This window comes from Dyadobacter sp. CY261 (assembly GCF_021440085.1).
In the GTDB taxonomy this organism is placed as follows: Bacteria; Bacteroidota; Bacteroidia; order Cytophagales; family Spirosomataceae; genus Dyadobacter.
Genome location: NZ_JAKCPW010000004.1, coordinates 466,053 through 481,851 on the forward strand (window position 1 = coordinate 466,053; position 15,799 = coordinate 481,851).

Sequence of the window (15,799 nt, forward strand, 5' to 3'; positions counted from 1 at the left end):
TTACGACATTACCGCACAAAATTTTAACATTTTATTTTCGTTAGTAATGTCGGGTAATCTGAATATTTTATGAGACGGCTAGGGGTGTTTGAACAAGTAACGAAACATGGGGCGATTTTATAATAAGTACCAACACTTTTTTTATGTCCTTTGTCTGCTCATGCTGTTCACCTCGGTGTGCCAGCAAGTTCAGGCCCAATTTGTGGTGCAAGGACAATGCATGCAGAACCCCGACTGCGAGGCTGATTCTACTTCATTTAGGGATACGGTAAGTACTGCCAGAGCCTGGCGTTGGAGTTTCGGCGACGGCGCTGCCACAGATTCCCGCCGCAATCCACAACATTCCTACATGGCTCCCGGCTCATACACGGTTACTTTGGTAAGGACTTTAGCAAACGGAACTAACCAAACTGTTTCTCAAGTGGTTCAAATCGGTGAGCTACCGCCACAATTCCAGGAATGGAAAACAGACACAACAATCTGTAAAGGAGATACATTGATTCTCGATCCTTATCCCAATGGCGCACCGGATGGCGCCAAGTATATTTGGTATCCCAAAGGCGACACGACCCAGACATTGAATGTCGACAGTTCAGGTTGTTATTCGGTGGAAGTAATCCTGCCTAATGGCTGTAAAATCCAGGATCGCATCAATGTCAAGATTTGTATGGAGCCTCAGGCACAGGAAGGTGCCAAATGGTATTTTGGGGGTAATGCCGGGCTTGATTTTTCGAATACACCGCCAAGTCCACTGACGGACGGCAAGTTGAATACTCCCGAAGGAACCTCATCCATAGCCAATTCCAAAGGCCAACTGCTCTTTTACTCCGACGGTATCAAGGTATGGAATAAGGACGGAGATGAAATGACGTGTAGTTTCGGGCCCTGTGCGCCCATGAAGGGGAGCCCCAACTCCACGCAGTCCGTATTAATCGTGCCGCAGCCAACTTGTAAGGGGTGTGAGTATTTATATAATGTATTCACGACTACGGAAATCAACGGTGAAAAGCTGCTGACCGTGAACGTAGTGGATATGCGCCTGAATAATGGCAAAGGCCAGATCATCGAACAAAACACCACCCTGCAACAGCCTACTACCGAGCGCATCGCTTCTGTTCGGAACGACCGCGACAGCACCTATTGGGTGGTTTCGCACGATTACGGCACCAATAAATTCCGCATTTTCCATGCTACTGAAGGCGGCCTCGTTGAAGTAAGCGCTCCTGAGTTAGGTATGGCGCATGACAGTACCAACAAAGCTGAGGGTTACATGAAATTTTCATCGCCCGATAGCACTACTGGCGAACGCCAGCTTGCAGTGGTGATTCCCGGCCCGGCACGAAATTATGTAGAACTGTTCAGTTTCAATGATTCGACGGGTACATTAACCTACAAGAAAACAATGGATCTAGGCCCTGCGCCGCCGATTGCCTACGGTATCGAATTTTCGCCGAGCGGCGAAAAAATGTATGTGTCGTTCCAGGGTGAAAACGGCACGAGCTCCCTGTTGAAACAATACGATTTATCCCTTCCTGACAGCCTTGTCACCGAGACAGCCATTACTATCGACAGCTCGGCAACCCAGAAATACGGCGCATTGCAGTTCGGGCCGGACGGCCGGATTTACATGGCCATTGAGGGCAGTGAATACCTCGCCGTCATTGGCGAACCGGAAGGAAACTCGCTGACAGGTGTAGATTACGAACGCGACGGTGTGAACCTGGGTGGCAAAAAGAGCCAGCTGGGCTTACCGAATATGGTACAGGATTTCACGCAGGAATCGCAAGGCCCCGGGTTTGAAGCCGACGGATTTTGTACGAATGAGCCGACGACATTCCAGGCCAGCCCAATGTGCGATCCTATTGAAGATATGTATTCGTGGGATTTTCTTGGAAACGGCTCATTTACTGCCCCATCCAAGCAGCAACAGGCAACTTATACCTACACACAACCAGGCAAGTACATGGTAGCCATGCGCGCCACCAATAAATGTACCGACACCACGATCGTTCAGGAAATCACTATTTACGAAACTCCTTCGAATATCGACCTCGGACCGGACAAAGACACTTGCGGCGCGTTTGTACCTCTGGACATGAAGGTGAATGCCGAAGTGTATGCGTGGATCAGCCGCGGACGGGTGGTTGGACGTGGAAGAACTTATAATGCCACCACAACCGGCCAATACATCGCTGTCGCATTCAACGGCCCACAAGGCGATTGCTATGCTGCCGACACCATTCAAATCATACTACGCAAGCCGCCGGAATTTTCGATCGGTCCGGATACCACATTATGCCGCGACAGCTCTATTGTCCTGCGTGTCCAAAGCGACCGCTGGATCGAATATAAATGGAATACCGGCGAAGATACCCGGGAGGTGACGATCGGTAAGCCTGGCCAATATTATGTGATTGTGAAAGACAGAAACGATTGCTACAATTCCGATACAATCCAGGTTGGCGAGCTTCCATCACCCATCCTTGGCCTTGCACCTGAAAATTTCATTTGTATTCCGGATGGACAATCGGTGATTCTTGATGCTGCCGGACAAGGGCCTTATTCGTATCTCTGGCCAAATTCGGGCGATACCACACGCACAATTACGGTGAATCAGGAAGGGAAATACATTGTACGCGCCACCAACAGGGAAGGATGCGTAACCGAGCAATCGACCGAAGTGATAGACAAATGCGAGCCGCGATTCTTTATTCCGGATGCCTTTACGCCTGATGGCGAAGGACATAATGAGATTCTTGAAATATTCGGGGCCTATTATACCAACTTCTCCATACGCATCTACAACCGGTGGGGCGAGGTTATTTACGCTACTACGGATATCGAGGCACGCTGGGACGGAACTTACAAAGGCCTGAAAGTTCAACCGGGAAGTTATCCTTACGTGCTTTCCTACGAGGCTCTGTATTACCCTGAACGCAATCCAATCGTAAAGCGCGGATCGGTGATGGTAATCCGCTAGGCTTTCCTTTGCAGATTAAAACAATTATTTTTGACTAAATATAACGAACCAGCCGTCCGCGCAACCGGACGACTGGTTTTCACTGTCTATTCAACCGACTATGCGCCAGGATTATCTTTCCGGAGATAAAGAAACCCTTTCGAATACCGAAAAAGAGATCGAGCGCGCATTGCGGCCCTTATCTTTCGACGATTTTACCGGGCAGGACAAGATTCTTGAAAACCTGAAAATCTTCGTGCAGGCCGCCCGCCAGCGCGGTGAGGCCCTCGACCATGTGCTCCTGCATGGACCTCCGGGGTTGGGCAAAACGACGCTTTCCAATATTATTGCCAACGAACTCGGTTCAGGGATTAAAATCACCTCCGGCCCCGTCCTCGACAAGCCCAGCGACCTTGCCGGCTTGCTTACCAATTTACAGGAACACGACGTCCTTTTTATAGATGAAATCCACCGGTTGAACCCGGTTGTAGAAGAATATCTGTATTCGGCGATGGAAGATTACAAGATCGACATCATGCTGGACAGCGGACCTAATGCGCGGAGCATCCAGATCGGCCTTAATCCTTTTACGCTCATCGGCGCAACCACGCGTGCGGGCATGCTCACGTCGCCCTTGCGTGCGAGGTTCGGGATCAATGCAAGGCTGGAATATTACGATGCACAGCTGCTTACGTCGATTCTTAAACGTTCGGCTGCCATTCTCGGAACGCCGCTCGAAGAAGATGCTGCCTTCGAAATAGCCCGCCGCAGCCGCGGAACGCCGCGTATTGCCAATAACCTGCTCCGCCGTACTCGCGATTTTGCCCAGGTAAAAGGCAATGGCCGCATTACGGTAGCTATTGCAGAAATGGCGTTGCAGGCATTGGATGTCGATCAAAACGGCCTTGATGAAATGGATAACCGCATTTTGAACACCATAATTCACAAATTCAAAGGCGGGCCTGTGGGCTTATCCACCATTGCGACGGCTTGTGGGGAAGAAGCGGAAACGATAGAGGAGGTTTACGAACCATTCCTGATCCAGGAGGGTTATATGAAGCGGACTTCCCGCGGACGGGAAGTGACTGAGAAAGCATTCAAGCACCTTGGCATTTTGCCACGGCATCGTTCCGGCGAATTGTTCTGAGCGTTAACTTTTTAAGAAGTTTTAGCAATCACATACAAGTTTAGATTAGAAATAGTAATTTTGCGGTGAATTAGCGTAACCGCCTCCTATGATTGAAGTACTGGTTTCCGAAAAGTTGGTAGTGAGAGTGCCCTGTGCTGTGATTGAACATAATGGAAAAGTACTCGCCGGGCAGCGTAGCGCGGCATTGTCCTTCCCCCTTCAATGGGAATTTCCCGGTGGGAAACTCGAAAAAGGCGAAACAGACGAGCAGGCATTATTCCGTGAAATCATGGAAGAACTCAATGTAGCCGTCCAAATCATTGATAAACTTCCGGAAACTTCCAAAGACCAGGGTTGGCGAGAGATCGTGCTGGTACCGTTTGTGTGCAAGGTCGACAGAATTGATTTTATTTTGACCGAGCACGAGCAAATTCTCTGGATGGACCCCGCCGACCTGCCTGCTCTCGATTGGACAGAGGCCGACCTGAACATAATCGGATATTACTACGATTACTTAGCGGCTAAACGTTAACCGCTTTCCTTTCACCGTTTCATCAAATTGCCCATTCGCGTAAACAAGGTGTCCCGACACAAATGTGTGGGTAATGCGTGAATGAAATTCAGTGTCTTCAAACGGTGACCAGCCACATTTGGAGTAGATATTTGAAGATTCTACCCGAGTCCTGGCATTCAAATCAACGAGGACCAAATCTGCCCAATAGCCTTCCCGAATGTAACCGCGATTTTCGATATCGAAGAGATCCGCTACTGCGTGGCTCATTTTCTCTACGACGCGATCAATCGAGATCTTACCCGTTTTACTTAATTCCAACATTACATTTAAAGTGTGCTGAACGAGTGGTAACCCCGATGGTGCCTGCCAGTAATGTTGCGCCTTTTCTTCGATGGTGTGCGGCGCATGGTCAGTTGCAATAACGTCGATACGATTATCTAACACAGCTTGTAAAATTGCTTCCTTATGATGTGGCGCTTTGATGGACGGGTTGCATTTGATCTTGTTACCCAATGTCCGGTAATCTTCTGCATCGAACCACAGATGATGAACGCACGCTTCGGCAGTAACGAGTTTCGGCTGGCCGTTTGCGAGCAGAATCTCACCATTGCTGCGGTTCCCTATTTCGAATAAATGCACTTCGTCGCCTGTGGAAATATGAAGAATGTGCAACCTCGTCCCGTGCTTATGGGCAAGTGAACTCGCAAAAGTGGACGATTTCAAACACGCTTCTTCATTTCTGATCAATGCATGGATGTCATATGGCACATTATCACCGTATTTATCTTTAAAATAAGCCATTCGAGCTTTCACCGTAGGCTCATCCTCGCAATGCGTCGCGATAATGCAGGGCGCGTTGGCGAAGAGTTTTTCCAGCACCTCAGGCGCATCGACGAGCATATTGCCTGTCGAAGAGCCCATGAATATCTTAATCCCGCAAACCTGCGTCGGATCGGTGCGCATTACCTCATTGTAATTGTCGTTCGAGGCACCCATAAAAAAAGAGTAGTTCGCGAGCGAAGTGTTAGCGCCGATCTGGTATTTGTCTTCGAGCAATTCCTGCGTCAACGTATTTGGTACAGTGTTGGGCATTTCCATAAAGGAAGTAACCCCTCCGGCAACGGCCGCTTTCGATTCTGTGTAGATATTTGCTTTGTGCGTAAGTCCAGGTTCCCTGAAATGCACCTGGTCGTCGATCACGCCTGGCATCAGGTAAAGCCCTTTCGCGTCGATCACGCGGTCGGCCGCTGTATGCTGCAAGTCCTTTCCGATTTTTTTAATGTGACCATTTTCAATTATTACGTCTAAATATTGAACCTGGTTTTCATTTACGACCTGTGCATTTACGATCAACGTTGTCATGGGCGGCGATTGGTGTTTGTCGTGCAAAGGTATTCAGACAGCTTGAAATTCACCTTGAAAACTTGGAAAAATGAACCTGAAACAACTCGTCCGTGATTTCGCCGACCTACTTTTCCCCCGTTGCTGCGAAAGCTGTGATCAGACATTGCAAGGTAATGAAGCGACCATTTGCACGCTTTGCCGTATCTCACTGCCGCGTGTCGGCATTGGCGGACTCAATAACGAAGCCTTGCAATTCAAATTTGTGAACCTGCCTGAAATCCTATCGACGCATTCATTTCTGCTTTTTACTAAGAGAAGTAAAGTTCAAAAGCTGTTGCACGCATTAAAATACAAAGGAAACAAGGATGTAGGTATTCTGCTCGGTTATATGTTCGGGCAGGAACTGAGAGCCGCCGGACATTTACCAGATGCTGAGATTATCCTCAGCATTCCTTTACATAACAAAAAACGAAAACAGCGTGGCTACAATCAGAGTGATATGCTTGCCGAAGGTTTTTCCAAGGCAACCGGCATTCCTTGGTCAGGAACAATGCTGAAAAGGGTTCGCTACACCGCTACTCAGACAGGTAAGACCAAAATGGAAAGAAGGGAAAATGTCCAGGGTGTATTTTCCATCAGACAAGGCTTCTCGCCTAAAAGCGTGATCCTGATCGACGATGTGCTCACTACCGGGGCCACATTGGAAGAATGCGCGAGAACATTACTGGCAACCGGCTGCAGAGAATTTCATATCCTTACCATCGCTTTGGCGCAGCATTGAAAAACAAAATGCCGCTATTCTAAGAACAGCGGCATTTTGAATGAATATCTTTAAGTCTTACTCTTTGTGAGTTCCAGTAGCGATCATCGCACAACGGAAACCTACCATTGCGGTAGCCGAGTCCTGATCCATGTAACGGCGGGTTCCTGGGGACAACCAGTAAGCCACGTCAGACCATGAACCACCTTTGTAAACTCTCAGCTTATCGTCAACCATCGAGTTGCTGTTTTTGGTATCATAGTTTTTGGCTTCATCCTGATAACCATCACGACGGAACGAGTTCAAATCGTTCACATCACTGTTGGAAAGCGGGCGGTACACGTCATAAACCCATTCACTTACGTTACCAGCCATGTCGTAAAGACCATTGTCGTTAGCAGGATACGAGCGGATTTCCTGAGTAATGATCGCGCCATCATTGGATTTACCAGCAATACCTGCATAGTCACCAGGACCACGTTTGAAGTTGGCCAGCATTGTTCCCTGCTTACGTCCACGTGGGTTACGCATTGTAGAACCGTCCCAAGGATAAATTCTTGAATTGGCCTGGTTTTCGTCCGAATATTGCGTTCCGATCATCGCCATTGCTGCATATTCAAACTCAGCTTCTGTTGGTAGGCGATATGGAGGCATTACATAGCCACTTTCGATTCTAAGCTGCGGAGCAGGTGCATCAGGTGCCGCAGCAACTGCTTCGCCTTCTGCTTTTTTCTTCTTACCAAACGAGAATCCTCTTTTCTTCTTCCCACCACCCGCGGCAGCTGCACCGGCCTTATTGTTAGCCAAGCTAACAGCAGCGGTACGCCAAGCGCAGTAGTCGTTAGCCTGCACCCATGAAACACCTACTACCGGATAAAGTCGGAAGCCCGGGTGACGGAGGTACATTGTTACGTATGAATCGTTGAATGACAATTCGTTAAACCAAACGTTTGTATCTGGGAGCGCTTTGGCATAAAACTCTTCCGAGGAGTCTCTCTGAACCGCATTCAGGTATTCGAGGTAGTGAACATTCGCCACTTCCGTCTGATCCATATAAAAAGACTGGATACTGACGGTTCTTTTGGGGTTATCCCGGCGCGTCATCACATCCTCCTCTAGCGAACCCATCGTAAAACGGCCACCCTCAATATACACAAGGTCGGGGCCGGCGGGCAAAGCTTTATATTGCTTTACTTCGAACCCGTCTTTACCGTTGTAAGCCAAGCCCGTTTTTGAGCTTGTTTTGCCAGGTTTCAAGCTGGTCGGCTTCTTTTTACTACAAGCAGTTGCCGCCAATAACACAATCAGAATCAACGCGATCGACCGGGTACCCATCTTTTGCATGCAAATCATTGCTTTAAAGTGACTTAAGTGTTTGGTATTTTATAGTATGCGAAACCGCAAATGTATGAAATCAATCGGTATTATTTCTAAAAATCAATTATCAGGTACTTAATCCTATAAAGCTATTGGGTCATCTCCATAAGGATCTGGCGTGCCTGATCGATGCTTTTTACATTCTCACAAATCAGTATCAGCTTGCCCTTCTGATCTTTAAGCGAAATTTGTTTCGGATGTTTTTTAATGTAATCAATCACCTGCCCAAACTTGGCCGACTGAAAGAATTCGTCATTCTGCGAAGTAACGAAGTAGCCTTTCATCGTATTGCTCTTCAAAGTGAGTTTTTCAAATTGTAAAGCCTCTGCTTCCCAGCGTAATCGGACCGTTTTCAGCAAATCCTGCACTTCATGAGGCACCGGGCCGAAACGGTCGAGAATTTCCTTTTCAAATTTACTCAGTTCATCCTCTGTCGCAATATTATCGAGGCGGGTATATAACGACAATCTTTCAGAAATATTTTTAACATAATCATCCGGGATCAGCGTAGCGAAATCGGTCTCGATCTGCGTGTCCGGCACCAGCTTTTTCGGCAGGCTGAATACCCCTTCGAACAAGTCCTTGAATTCATTACTTTTCAGCTCCTGAACGGCCTCATCAAGCATTTTGTGATATAATTCATATCCCAGATCATTCACAAAACCACTCTGCTCTGCACCCAGCAGGTTACCTGCCCCGCGAATGTCCAGATCCCGCATCGCCACTTTGAAGCCATCGCCTAGGTCCGAAAATTCTTCCAGGGTCTGTAAACGTTTACGGGAATCGCTCGCCAAAGTCGACACCGAAGGGGTTAGCAGATAGCAAAATGCCTTCCGATTCGAGCGCCCCACTCGCCCGCGCATCTGGTGCAGGTCCGAGAGCCCGAACATGTGCGCCGTGTTAATAATGATAGTATTCGCATTGGCAATATCGATCCCCGATTCGATGATATTGGTCGACACCAGTACGTCATACTCCCCTTCAATAAAGTTTAGCATTACTTTTTCGAGCTTATCACCGTCCATTTGCCCGTGCGCTACGCCTATACGCACATCGGGAACGAGACGCAGGATGATATTAGCAATGGATTCGATGTCATTGACGCGGTTATGCACAAAAAATACCTGCCCACCCCGTTGTACTTCAAAACTGATCGCATCGCGGATAAACTCCTCGCTGAATGTGTGTACTTCGGTGGTTACCGGCTGCCGGTTTGGCGGCGGCGTGGCAATTACCGAAAGGTCGCGCGCCCCCATGAGCGAGAAATGCAAGGTTCTCGGAATGGGTGTTGCGGTAAGTGTCAGCACGTCCACATTCACACGCATTTCTTTCAACCGATCTTTGGCTTTCACACCAAACTTCTGCTCCTCATCGACAACGAGCAGCCCCAGGTCCTTAAATTTTACATCTTTATTCAAAATGCGGTGGGTGCCGATCAGAATATCGATCTTACCTTCCTCCGCCTCCCTCAGCGTTTCCTTGATCTCCTTGGTCGATTTAAAACGGTTTATGTAACCCACTTTCGCAGGGAAATCGGCGAGGCGGTCGCTGAAAGTCTTGAAATGCTGCATCGCCAAGATAGTCGTAGGAACGAGCACAGCCACCTGCTTGCTATCACAGACCGCCTTGAATGCCGCGCGGATCGCGATTTCGGTTTTACCAAAACCCACATCCCCGCACACCAGCCTGTCCATTGGGTGCCCTTTTTCCATATCATCCTTCACATTAGCCGTAGCTGTCGCTTGGTCGGGCGTGTCTTCATATATAAAGGACGATTCCAGCTCCACTTGCAGGTAATTGTCCTTCGAGAAAGGAAACCCTGGCGCTTGGCGACGTTTGGCGTACAATGCGATCAGCTCATGCGCAATGTCTTTCAGCTGCTTTTTAACCTTCGATTTTTTGGCTTCCCATTCGCCCGAACCTAACTTGCTCATCGCTGGCGGCGTGCCTTCTTTCCCAGTATATTTGGCGATTTTGTGCAGGTTATGTACGCTCACATAAAGCAAATCATTGTCGCGGTAAATGAGCCGCACCGCCTCCTGCTCCTTGCCATTCACATCTTTCCGCTCCATACCGGCAAAGCGACCGATCCCATAATCGACGTGCGTCACAAAATCGCCTACCTGCAAGGATTTGAGCTCCTTCAAGGTCATTGCCTTGGATTTGCTGAATTTTTCTTTTAAACGGTATTTATGAAAACGGGCAAAAATCTGGTGATCGGTGTAGCAGGCCACTTTCAGGTTATCGTCTACAAAACCTTCACGCAATGAGATGTGCATTGGCCGGAATTTCACGAACGGATCGAGGTCTTCGAAGATTCTTTCCAGCCTGTCGAGCTGCTTGGGCTGCTCGGCGACGATGATATTTACGTAACCTTTGGATTGATTTTCAGACAAATCATCCAAAAGCCTTTTGAAATCCTTATTAAATGAAGGCTGCGGTTTCGAAGAATAAGGCAGTTTCATTTCGGTTTTGAAATACGATTTCTTCCCGAACTCAACCGTTTTGAACTTCTTAACCTGGTTGAGAAAACCGCGGCGCGTTTCAAAAAGCTCCTGCGGGTTCGAAACAATCTGCACGCCCCCGCCGGTTACTTCTTCCAGCGCTTTTTCGGCTCTTTCAAAACATTTTTCAATAACCTCCAAAGTCAGTTCAGCATCTTTAAACCAGATCGCGGTCTCATCGGCAAAGAAGTTCAGGAACGACTCCCGCGTTTCATGCGATAGTTTTTGCTGGATATCGGGTACGATGTTAATCTGCCTCGCGCTCTCGATCGAAAGCTGCGTATCCGGATCGAATGAGCGGATACTTTCCACCTCATCCCCGAAAAGTTCGATACGGAACGGATGTTCATTGGCAAATGAAAACACATCCAGAATACCACCCCGAACTGAGAATTGCCCGGCTTCAAACACAAAATCAGTTATTTCAAAACCGTAACTGTTCAGAAATTCGGTGAGGAATGCGGGGTCAAGTTTCTCGCCGACTTTCACCGAAAAGGTATTCGCACGAAGCGAGCGCTTGTTGATTACTTTCTCGAACAATGCTTCGGGATAGGTCACAATCTGAACAGGTGTGCTCCGACCTGCGCTGAGTTTGTTCAGGATTTCGCCACGCATCAGCACATTCGCATTATCCACTTCTTCATAATGGTAGGGCCGTTTATAAGAAGTTGGATAAAAAAGTACCTCCGTGGATCCGAGCAAGTTCTGCAAGTCATTCTGAAAATAAGCTGCCTCTTCCCTGTCACTCAGAATGTACACTGCCGGCGATTTCCTTTTGTGCTGTAATGCGGCGGCAACAACGGCATCGAGGCTTCCTACCAGTCCCTTTACCTGCACATGTGCAGCGTCTGCATCTTTGGAGGTGATCTGCGTGCTCAGCACATCCAGGTAACTGTCGCCTCCATATAGCGTTAATAAGTCTTTAACTTCCAATATATCAAATGCTGTGCGGCCCGGGCCGCAGTGAATGTAAACGCAAAAAGCCGTTTCAGGGAATTTCCCGACCGGCAAGAATTAATAACAACAGTCGTACCAATTTTGTTGCTGTCATGTAAGAGTTGCAAAAATAGCCTGAAATACCCCAGCTCAAAAATCCGGAATATCATTTTATTTTTACCTTTCATACTACCCCATTCTCATGATCGACTGGCTCAATCAACCGGTTTCTCTCGCCGGCCTGCCCACGACAATACTCGAAATTTTTGGTTTTGTCACAGGTGCCATCTGCGTTTACCTCAATACCCGCCAGAATGTGCTCAGCTGGTTTTTCGGTATCATCAATGCGATGTTGTATGGGGCTGTGTTCTGGCAGGTAAGATTATATGCCGATATGGGTTTGCAGGGCTACTACTTTATCACAAGCATTTACGGCTGGTGGATGTGGAAATTTGGGGGACGAAATCATGACGGCGTGCGGGTTACATTCACGCCTGCCAAGCTTTACCCGATATTCGGACTAATATTTATCATCGTAACCCTCTCCTGGGGCTTCTTACTAGGCCGCTTCACCAATGCAAGCTTTACCTACGCAGACTCCGCACTGACCGTCGCCAGCCTGATCGGCCAATGGATGATGGCACGCAAATACCTCGAAAACTGGATCATCTGGATCGTCGCCGACGCGGCCTATGTGGTCATGTATTTTTACAAAGACCTGCATTTAACTGCGATTTTGTACGCAGTGTTCCTCGTGCTGGCGGTTATAGGATATGTTCAATGGCATAAGGATGTTCGAGGTCAGGGATAGTGATTTGTTTATTATCATTGATAATAAAGTACAGTCATGAGAGAACCTCTCAAATCCTGACAACACCTGACCATCACTGACTAATTGCCCCTTTTCAATCGACTGTATCGAACGGAATTTCCTGATCTTCGAGCAAAGTGCGGATGCGCGGAGAATCCTGGAAAATGATCTGCAGTTCCTTTTTTGCAACATCCTCCTCCTCTTCATCGAGCCATTTCCAGTCTTCCGCAGTAGCATCAAAGAGGTCGATAATTGTCAGAATTTTATCGTCGGATTTCTCTTTGGAAAGCCACTCTGCCGATTTGTCAATGTAAATAATGATTTTTTGCTCTTTGATCCATTCGAGGTCATTCAGCATTTCATCCAACGCATCGAGGTTTTTGCCAGAGTAATCTGGAAAATGCATTGCCGCGGCAATCGCTTCGTGAAAATCCTTGACGGAAGTCGCCTTGCTACCGTCGATATGGGCTATAAACGCGCCGAGGAATGCCTTACGCACATCGGATTCTTCCCGGGCCAACAGGAAGTGTGTGTTTTTCATAATTTCGCTAATTTGTAAAACATTGCAAATTAGGGAAAAATGAACATGTAAGTCTACCCCTTCGGTCGTGTTTTATTTCAAATACCGCTTTCTTAACAAATGCATCATATGCACGTTGATGCCCCATTGGTCTGAAAGAGGCTGGTGCGTAAATGGCACAGTAGGCTGGTAGTTAGGAGGCCCGAACTCCGTCAGTACCGTCAATGTTTCACCGCTTTTGACCTTATATTCCACCACCTTGTCCCACCACGCCAAATGCGCCTTCACGGCCGCTTCCCACTCCGGCGCACGCGGATCGTTCACCTGCGGGCCCTCTTCGTGCCCTACCCGGGAATGGATATGTCCCACCCGTGACAATGCCAGCTGAACGGTTTCCTCCTGATCCTGCAACAGGCTCTCATGCACATTACACCAATGTGAAATGTCGAGGGTAAGGCGCAGTGCAGGATTTTTCTCAATAAAATTCCGCGAGATATGAGCCGCAAAAAGCATGCGCCCGCGATGGGTTTCATGATAAATTGGAATGCCGCTTTTGGAACTTGCTTCGGTTGTATGGTCTATAAATGCCTTGTTTTGTTCGTATGTAAAATAGTCGCGGCCGCTGTGGCAATTGATATAGAGCGGTTTGACAGGCCAGTCCGTCGTGGCAGCATTAATCTGCGATTTAAATGCATTCAAATGCGCCGGGTAATCCTTTTCACCCGATCCGCAAAGAAAACCGATTTCGAGGTGATGTTTTTTTAATGCATCAAAAAGCTCCTTTTGCTTTTCTTTCGAACCCTGCCACCACATTTCGATACCGTCGTAACCTTCCTTTTTGACGGCTTCACAAAACTGATCGGTCGTTCCCTTGAACCCCCAATTTGTCCCGAGTACTTTCAATGAAAGCTTGTTTTCGAACTGCGCCGATGCCTTATTCGATTCCGCAATGGATTCAAATGTGGTCAACGTTCCCGCCGCAGTGGCGGTGTTAATGAAGTCCCGGCGGGTCATTTTAATTTTGAATGAGTGAATGGTCAGGTATAGTTACTTCTTAGATGCCACCGGCTTTGTTACCGTGCTATCGCCTGCTTTCAGGAACTGTGCTACTTCGGCCGCGCTGAAACCGCTTACAATCTGTAAGCCAGGATTTTGTCTGCCGGTTTGTGCTACGGCGCTATCCGTTACTGCGGATTGCCAGATATAGACTGAGCGCAGACTTTTCACGGTCGCTATGCTTTTAAAACCTGCATCGCCTACTTTGGTATCGATCAGGTTCAGGTATTCTAAATGTGGTAATGCTTTGATTTCTGCAATGCCTATGTCACTAACACCCGTGTGTTCCAAATGTAGTTTGGTGAGGTTTTTAAGCTTCGAGATTTCTTTCAGTGCATTGTCGGTGATCTGCGTTCCGCCCAGCTTCAGCCAGGTTACCTGCTCGGCAACCGGCAACAGCAATGCGATATCCTTGTCGCTGAACTGCGGTGCATTCACCGCGCTTACTTCCAGCAGATTCTGGTCTTGGGACAATGTATTGACGATCAGCCCGGCCTTGCGCAAGGCCTGAATATCCCCCTCTTTCGCTGGTGACACTTTCAACGTCGCAATGGCCGATTCCTGTTTTTTCGCATTACCTGAGCCTCCTGTCGCCGAACCACCTCCAAGCGACGCCAATGCAGGTTTTACCTGGTCGGGCACGGTCAATTCAGATACTTTTTTATCAGCGGGCGCTCCTTGATCGATCCACCACGATAACAATGCGATCTGCTCGGTGCTCAATTGCGGTTTGCCTTTGGGCGGCATATGATTATCATCGCTTTCGTCGAGCAGGCAGCGTTTGATCATATCACTTTCAGCGCCTTTGCCAGACACAAGTGCTGGACCATTTTCACCGCCTTTCATTAGTAATGCAAGCTCGTCCATGCGCAAATCGCCTTTTTTCTTACTGGCGTTATGGCATTGTGTACAACGCGCTTCGAGGATCGGCTGAACAATATCCTTGTAAACAACCGCCTGCTGCACATCGGTAATGGGCTTGATTTCCTTCACTTTTTCCTCGATCGGATCCATTCCCGCGAGTGTGCGGAAAGGTTCAGGGGTATATTGGGTGAGATAACCGTCCCCGTGCGTGAGCGAGCCTCCATCGTGGCCGGCGGTCATAGTCAGCACGACCGCTACTGCAAATGCGGGCAGGTAAACCGCCTTACCAAAAGCTATTTTATTTCTTAACCGGTCCGATTTTACAAGCCAGGCGACCCACGCGAACACTGCCACACCGATGCCTTTCCACATATGCGCATCAAGCAAATCTTCGTCGTAACCGCCACCCGATGACAGCAGGTAGCCCGCAATACAGGCAAAGGTGGCACTCACCGCCGACCAGAACAGCACAAACACCACGGTCGATTCGCTTACCGCAATTTTGCCCGTCCGCCGACCGATCTCGATCAAAGCAGCAATCAACAGGAAACCAATCGGCAAATGCACCAGCACCGGATGAAACCGCCCGATAAAAAGTGCCCAGGGCGATGCCTGCAAAAGGGGAATGAGCATACCGGAAATTAATATTTAGGGGTTAGGATGTATTTAAAATTCAGTGCACTACAATCTGAAAACCTCAGGGCATTCGACGGCCCTCGGAGAATTGTCCGGATTAACCTCCATAATATCGGCCATATGGTCCCACCATCTTTTCATGATCGGCAAGCCCGACAGGGTGGCGGTAGTGTCGTTACTTCCCAGTTTTTGAAATGCAAAAAGTGCAAGCGTTTCTTCGTCAAGGAAAATGTAGTATTCCGTAATTCCGGCTTCCTTCAAAAGCTGGCTCAGTTCCGGCCATATTTCGTCGTGTCTCTTTTTATATTCTGCTTCAAATCCGGGTTTGAGCCGCATCCGGAATGCCTTTACTGTTTCCTGCGCCATGAGTTGGGTTAATAATGCTAAAA

At 48.2% G+C, this 15,799-nt stretch carries 12 protein-coding genes; 5 read left to right on the top strand and 7 right to left on the bottom strand.

Annotation, left to right across the window (positions count from 1 at the left end):
- Window positions 1-160 precede the first annotated feature (160 nt).
- From LZD49_RS14635 to LZD49_RS14645, 3 genes are all read left to right on the top strand, one after another.
- On the top strand, window positions 161-2,980 hold the full coding sequence (locus LZD49_RS14635; RefSeq protein WP_234668308.1) for a PKD domain-containing protein: 2,820 nt from the start codon (window positions 161-163) through the stop codon (window positions 2,978-2,980).
- A gap of 100 nt (window positions 2,981-3,080) precedes the next feature.
- Window positions 3,081-4,106 carry a Holliday junction branch migration DNA helicase RuvB gene (gene ruvB, locus LZD49_RS14640; RefSeq protein ID WP_234668309.1) on the top strand — a complete coding sequence of 342 codons (1,026 nt, stop codon included), beginning with the start codon at window positions 3,081-3,083 and terminating at the stop codon, window positions 4,104-4,106.
- An 88-nt stretch (window positions 4,107-4,194) separates the two neighbouring features.
- A complete protein-coding gene (locus LZD49_RS14645) occupies window positions 4,195-4,620 on the top strand; it encodes a (deoxy)nucleoside triphosphate pyrophosphohydrolase (RefSeq protein ID WP_234668310.1) in 426 nt (141 codons plus the stop codon).
- Here the strand turns inward: LZD49_RS14645 and LZD49_RS14650 are convergent.
- Window positions 4,603-5,964, bottom strand: a complete 1,362-nt coding sequence (locus tag LZD49_RS14650) for a dihydroorotase (protein WP_234668311.1) — start codon at window positions 5,962-5,964, stop codon at window positions 4,603-4,605. The two genes, LZD49_RS14645 and LZD49_RS14650, sit on opposite strands and share 18 nt — an antisense overlap.
- 70 nt (window positions 5,965-6,034) lie before the next feature.
- Between LZD49_RS14650 and LZD49_RS14655 the strand changes: the two genes are divergently transcribed.
- Window positions 6,035-6,727, top strand: a complete 693-nt coding sequence (locus LZD49_RS14655) for a ComF family protein (protein ID WP_234668312.1) — start codon at window positions 6,035-6,037, stop codon at window positions 6,725-6,727.
- Between the two features lie 57 nt (window positions 6,728-6,784).
- Here LZD49_RS14655 and LZD49_RS14660 read toward each other — a convergent pair whose 3' ends face one another.
- Window positions 6,785-8,041, bottom strand: a complete 1,257-nt coding sequence (locus LZD49_RS14660; RefSeq protein ID WP_409021326.1) for an SUMF1/EgtB/PvdO family nonheme iron enzyme — start codon at window positions 8,039-8,041, stop codon at window positions 6,785-6,787.
- A gap of 131 nt (window positions 8,042-8,172) precedes the next feature.
- Entirely contained in the window at window positions 8,173-11,520 is a 3,348-nt protein-coding gene (gene mfd, locus LZD49_RS14665; protein WP_234668314.1) for a transcription-repair coupling factor, read from the bottom strand.
- Between the two features lie 205 nt (window positions 11,521-11,725).
- Here mfd and pnuC point away from each other — a divergent pair, with 205 nt between their 5' ends.
- Window positions 11,726-12,334: a nicotinamide riboside transporter PnuC gene (gene pnuC, locus LZD49_RS14670; RefSeq protein ID WP_234668315.1), complete on the top strand. Its 609-nt coding sequence runs from the start codon at window positions 11,726-11,728 to the stop codon at window positions 12,332-12,334.
- Window positions 12,335-12,428: 94 nt separating this feature from the next.
- Here pnuC and LZD49_RS14675 read toward each other — a convergent pair whose 3' ends face one another.
- The 4 genes from LZD49_RS14675 to rhaM all read right to left on the bottom strand — a co-directional run bounded on the left by LZD49_RS14675 (window position 12,429) and on the right by rhaM (window position 15,776).
- The gene (locus LZD49_RS14675) at window positions 12,429-12,875 is read right to left on the bottom strand and encodes a barstar family protein (protein ID WP_234668316.1); all 447 of its coding nucleotides are present in this window, start codon (window positions 12,873-12,875) and stop codon (window positions 12,429-12,431) included.
- A 72-nt stretch (window positions 12,876-12,947) separates the two neighbouring features.
- Entirely contained in the window at window positions 12,948-13,868 is a 921-nt protein-coding gene (locus tag LZD49_RS14680; protein WP_234668317.1) for a sugar phosphate isomerase/epimerase, read from the bottom strand.
- A gap of 33 nt (window positions 13,869-13,901) precedes the next feature.
- A complete protein-coding gene (locus tag LZD49_RS14685; RefSeq protein ID WP_234668318.1) occupies window positions 13,902-15,407 on the bottom strand; it encodes a c-type cytochrome domain-containing protein in 1,506 nt (501 codons plus the stop codon).
- Between the two features lie 48 nt (window positions 15,408-15,455).
- Window positions 15,456-15,776 (bottom strand): L-rhamnose mutarotase, encoded by a 321-nt coding sequence (gene rhaM / locus LZD49_RS14690; protein ID WP_234668319.1) that lies wholly within the window; start codon window positions 15,774-15,776, stop codon window positions 15,456-15,458.
- Between the last annotated feature and the right edge of the window lie 23 nt (window positions 15,777-15,799).

Bases quoted from the DNA above. Each gene is read 5' to 3' on its own strand.
- pnuC (WP_234668315.1), top strand. From the start codon at position 11,726: ATGATCGACTGGCTCAATCAACCGGTTTCTCTCGCCGGCCTGCCCACG.
- ruvB (WP_234668309.1), top strand. From the start codon at position 3,081: ATGCGCCAGGATTATCTTTCCGGAGATAAAGAAACCCTTTCGAATACC.
- LZD49_RS14680 (WP_234668317.1), bottom strand. From the start codon at position 13,868: ATGACCCGCCGGGACTTCATTAACACCGCCACTGCGGCGGGAACGTTG.
- LZD49_RS14675 (WP_234668316.1), bottom strand. From the start codon at position 12,875: ATGAAAAACACACACTTCCTGTTGGCCCGGGAAGAATCCGATGTGCGT.
- rhaM (WP_234668319.1), bottom strand. From the start codon at position 15,776: ATGGCGCAGGAAACAGTAAAGGCATTCCGGATGCGGCTCAAACCCGGA.
- LZD49_RS14650 (WP_234668311.1), bottom strand. From the start codon at position 5,964: ATGACAACGTTGATCGTAAATGCACAGGTCGTAAATGAAAACCAGGTT.
- LZD49_RS14685 (WP_234668318.1), bottom strand. From the start codon at position 15,407: ATGCTCATTCCCCTTTTGCAGGCATCGCCCTGGGCACTTTTTATCGGG.
- LZD49_RS14655 (WP_234668312.1), top strand. From the start codon at position 6,035: ATGAACCTGAAACAACTCGTCCGTGATTTCGCCGACCTACTTTTCCCC.
- LZD49_RS14645 (WP_234668310.1), top strand. From the start codon at position 4,195: ATGATTGAAGTACTGGTTTCCGAAAAGTTGGTAGTGAGAGTGCCCTGT.
- LZD49_RS14660 (WP_409021326.1), bottom strand. From the start codon at position 8,041: ATGGGTACCCGGTCGATCGCGTTGATTCTGATTGTGTTATTGGCGGCA.
- LZD49_RS14635 (WP_234668308.1), top strand. From the start codon at position 161: ATGCTGTTCACCTCGGTGTGCCAGCAAGTTCAGGCCCAATTTGTGGTG.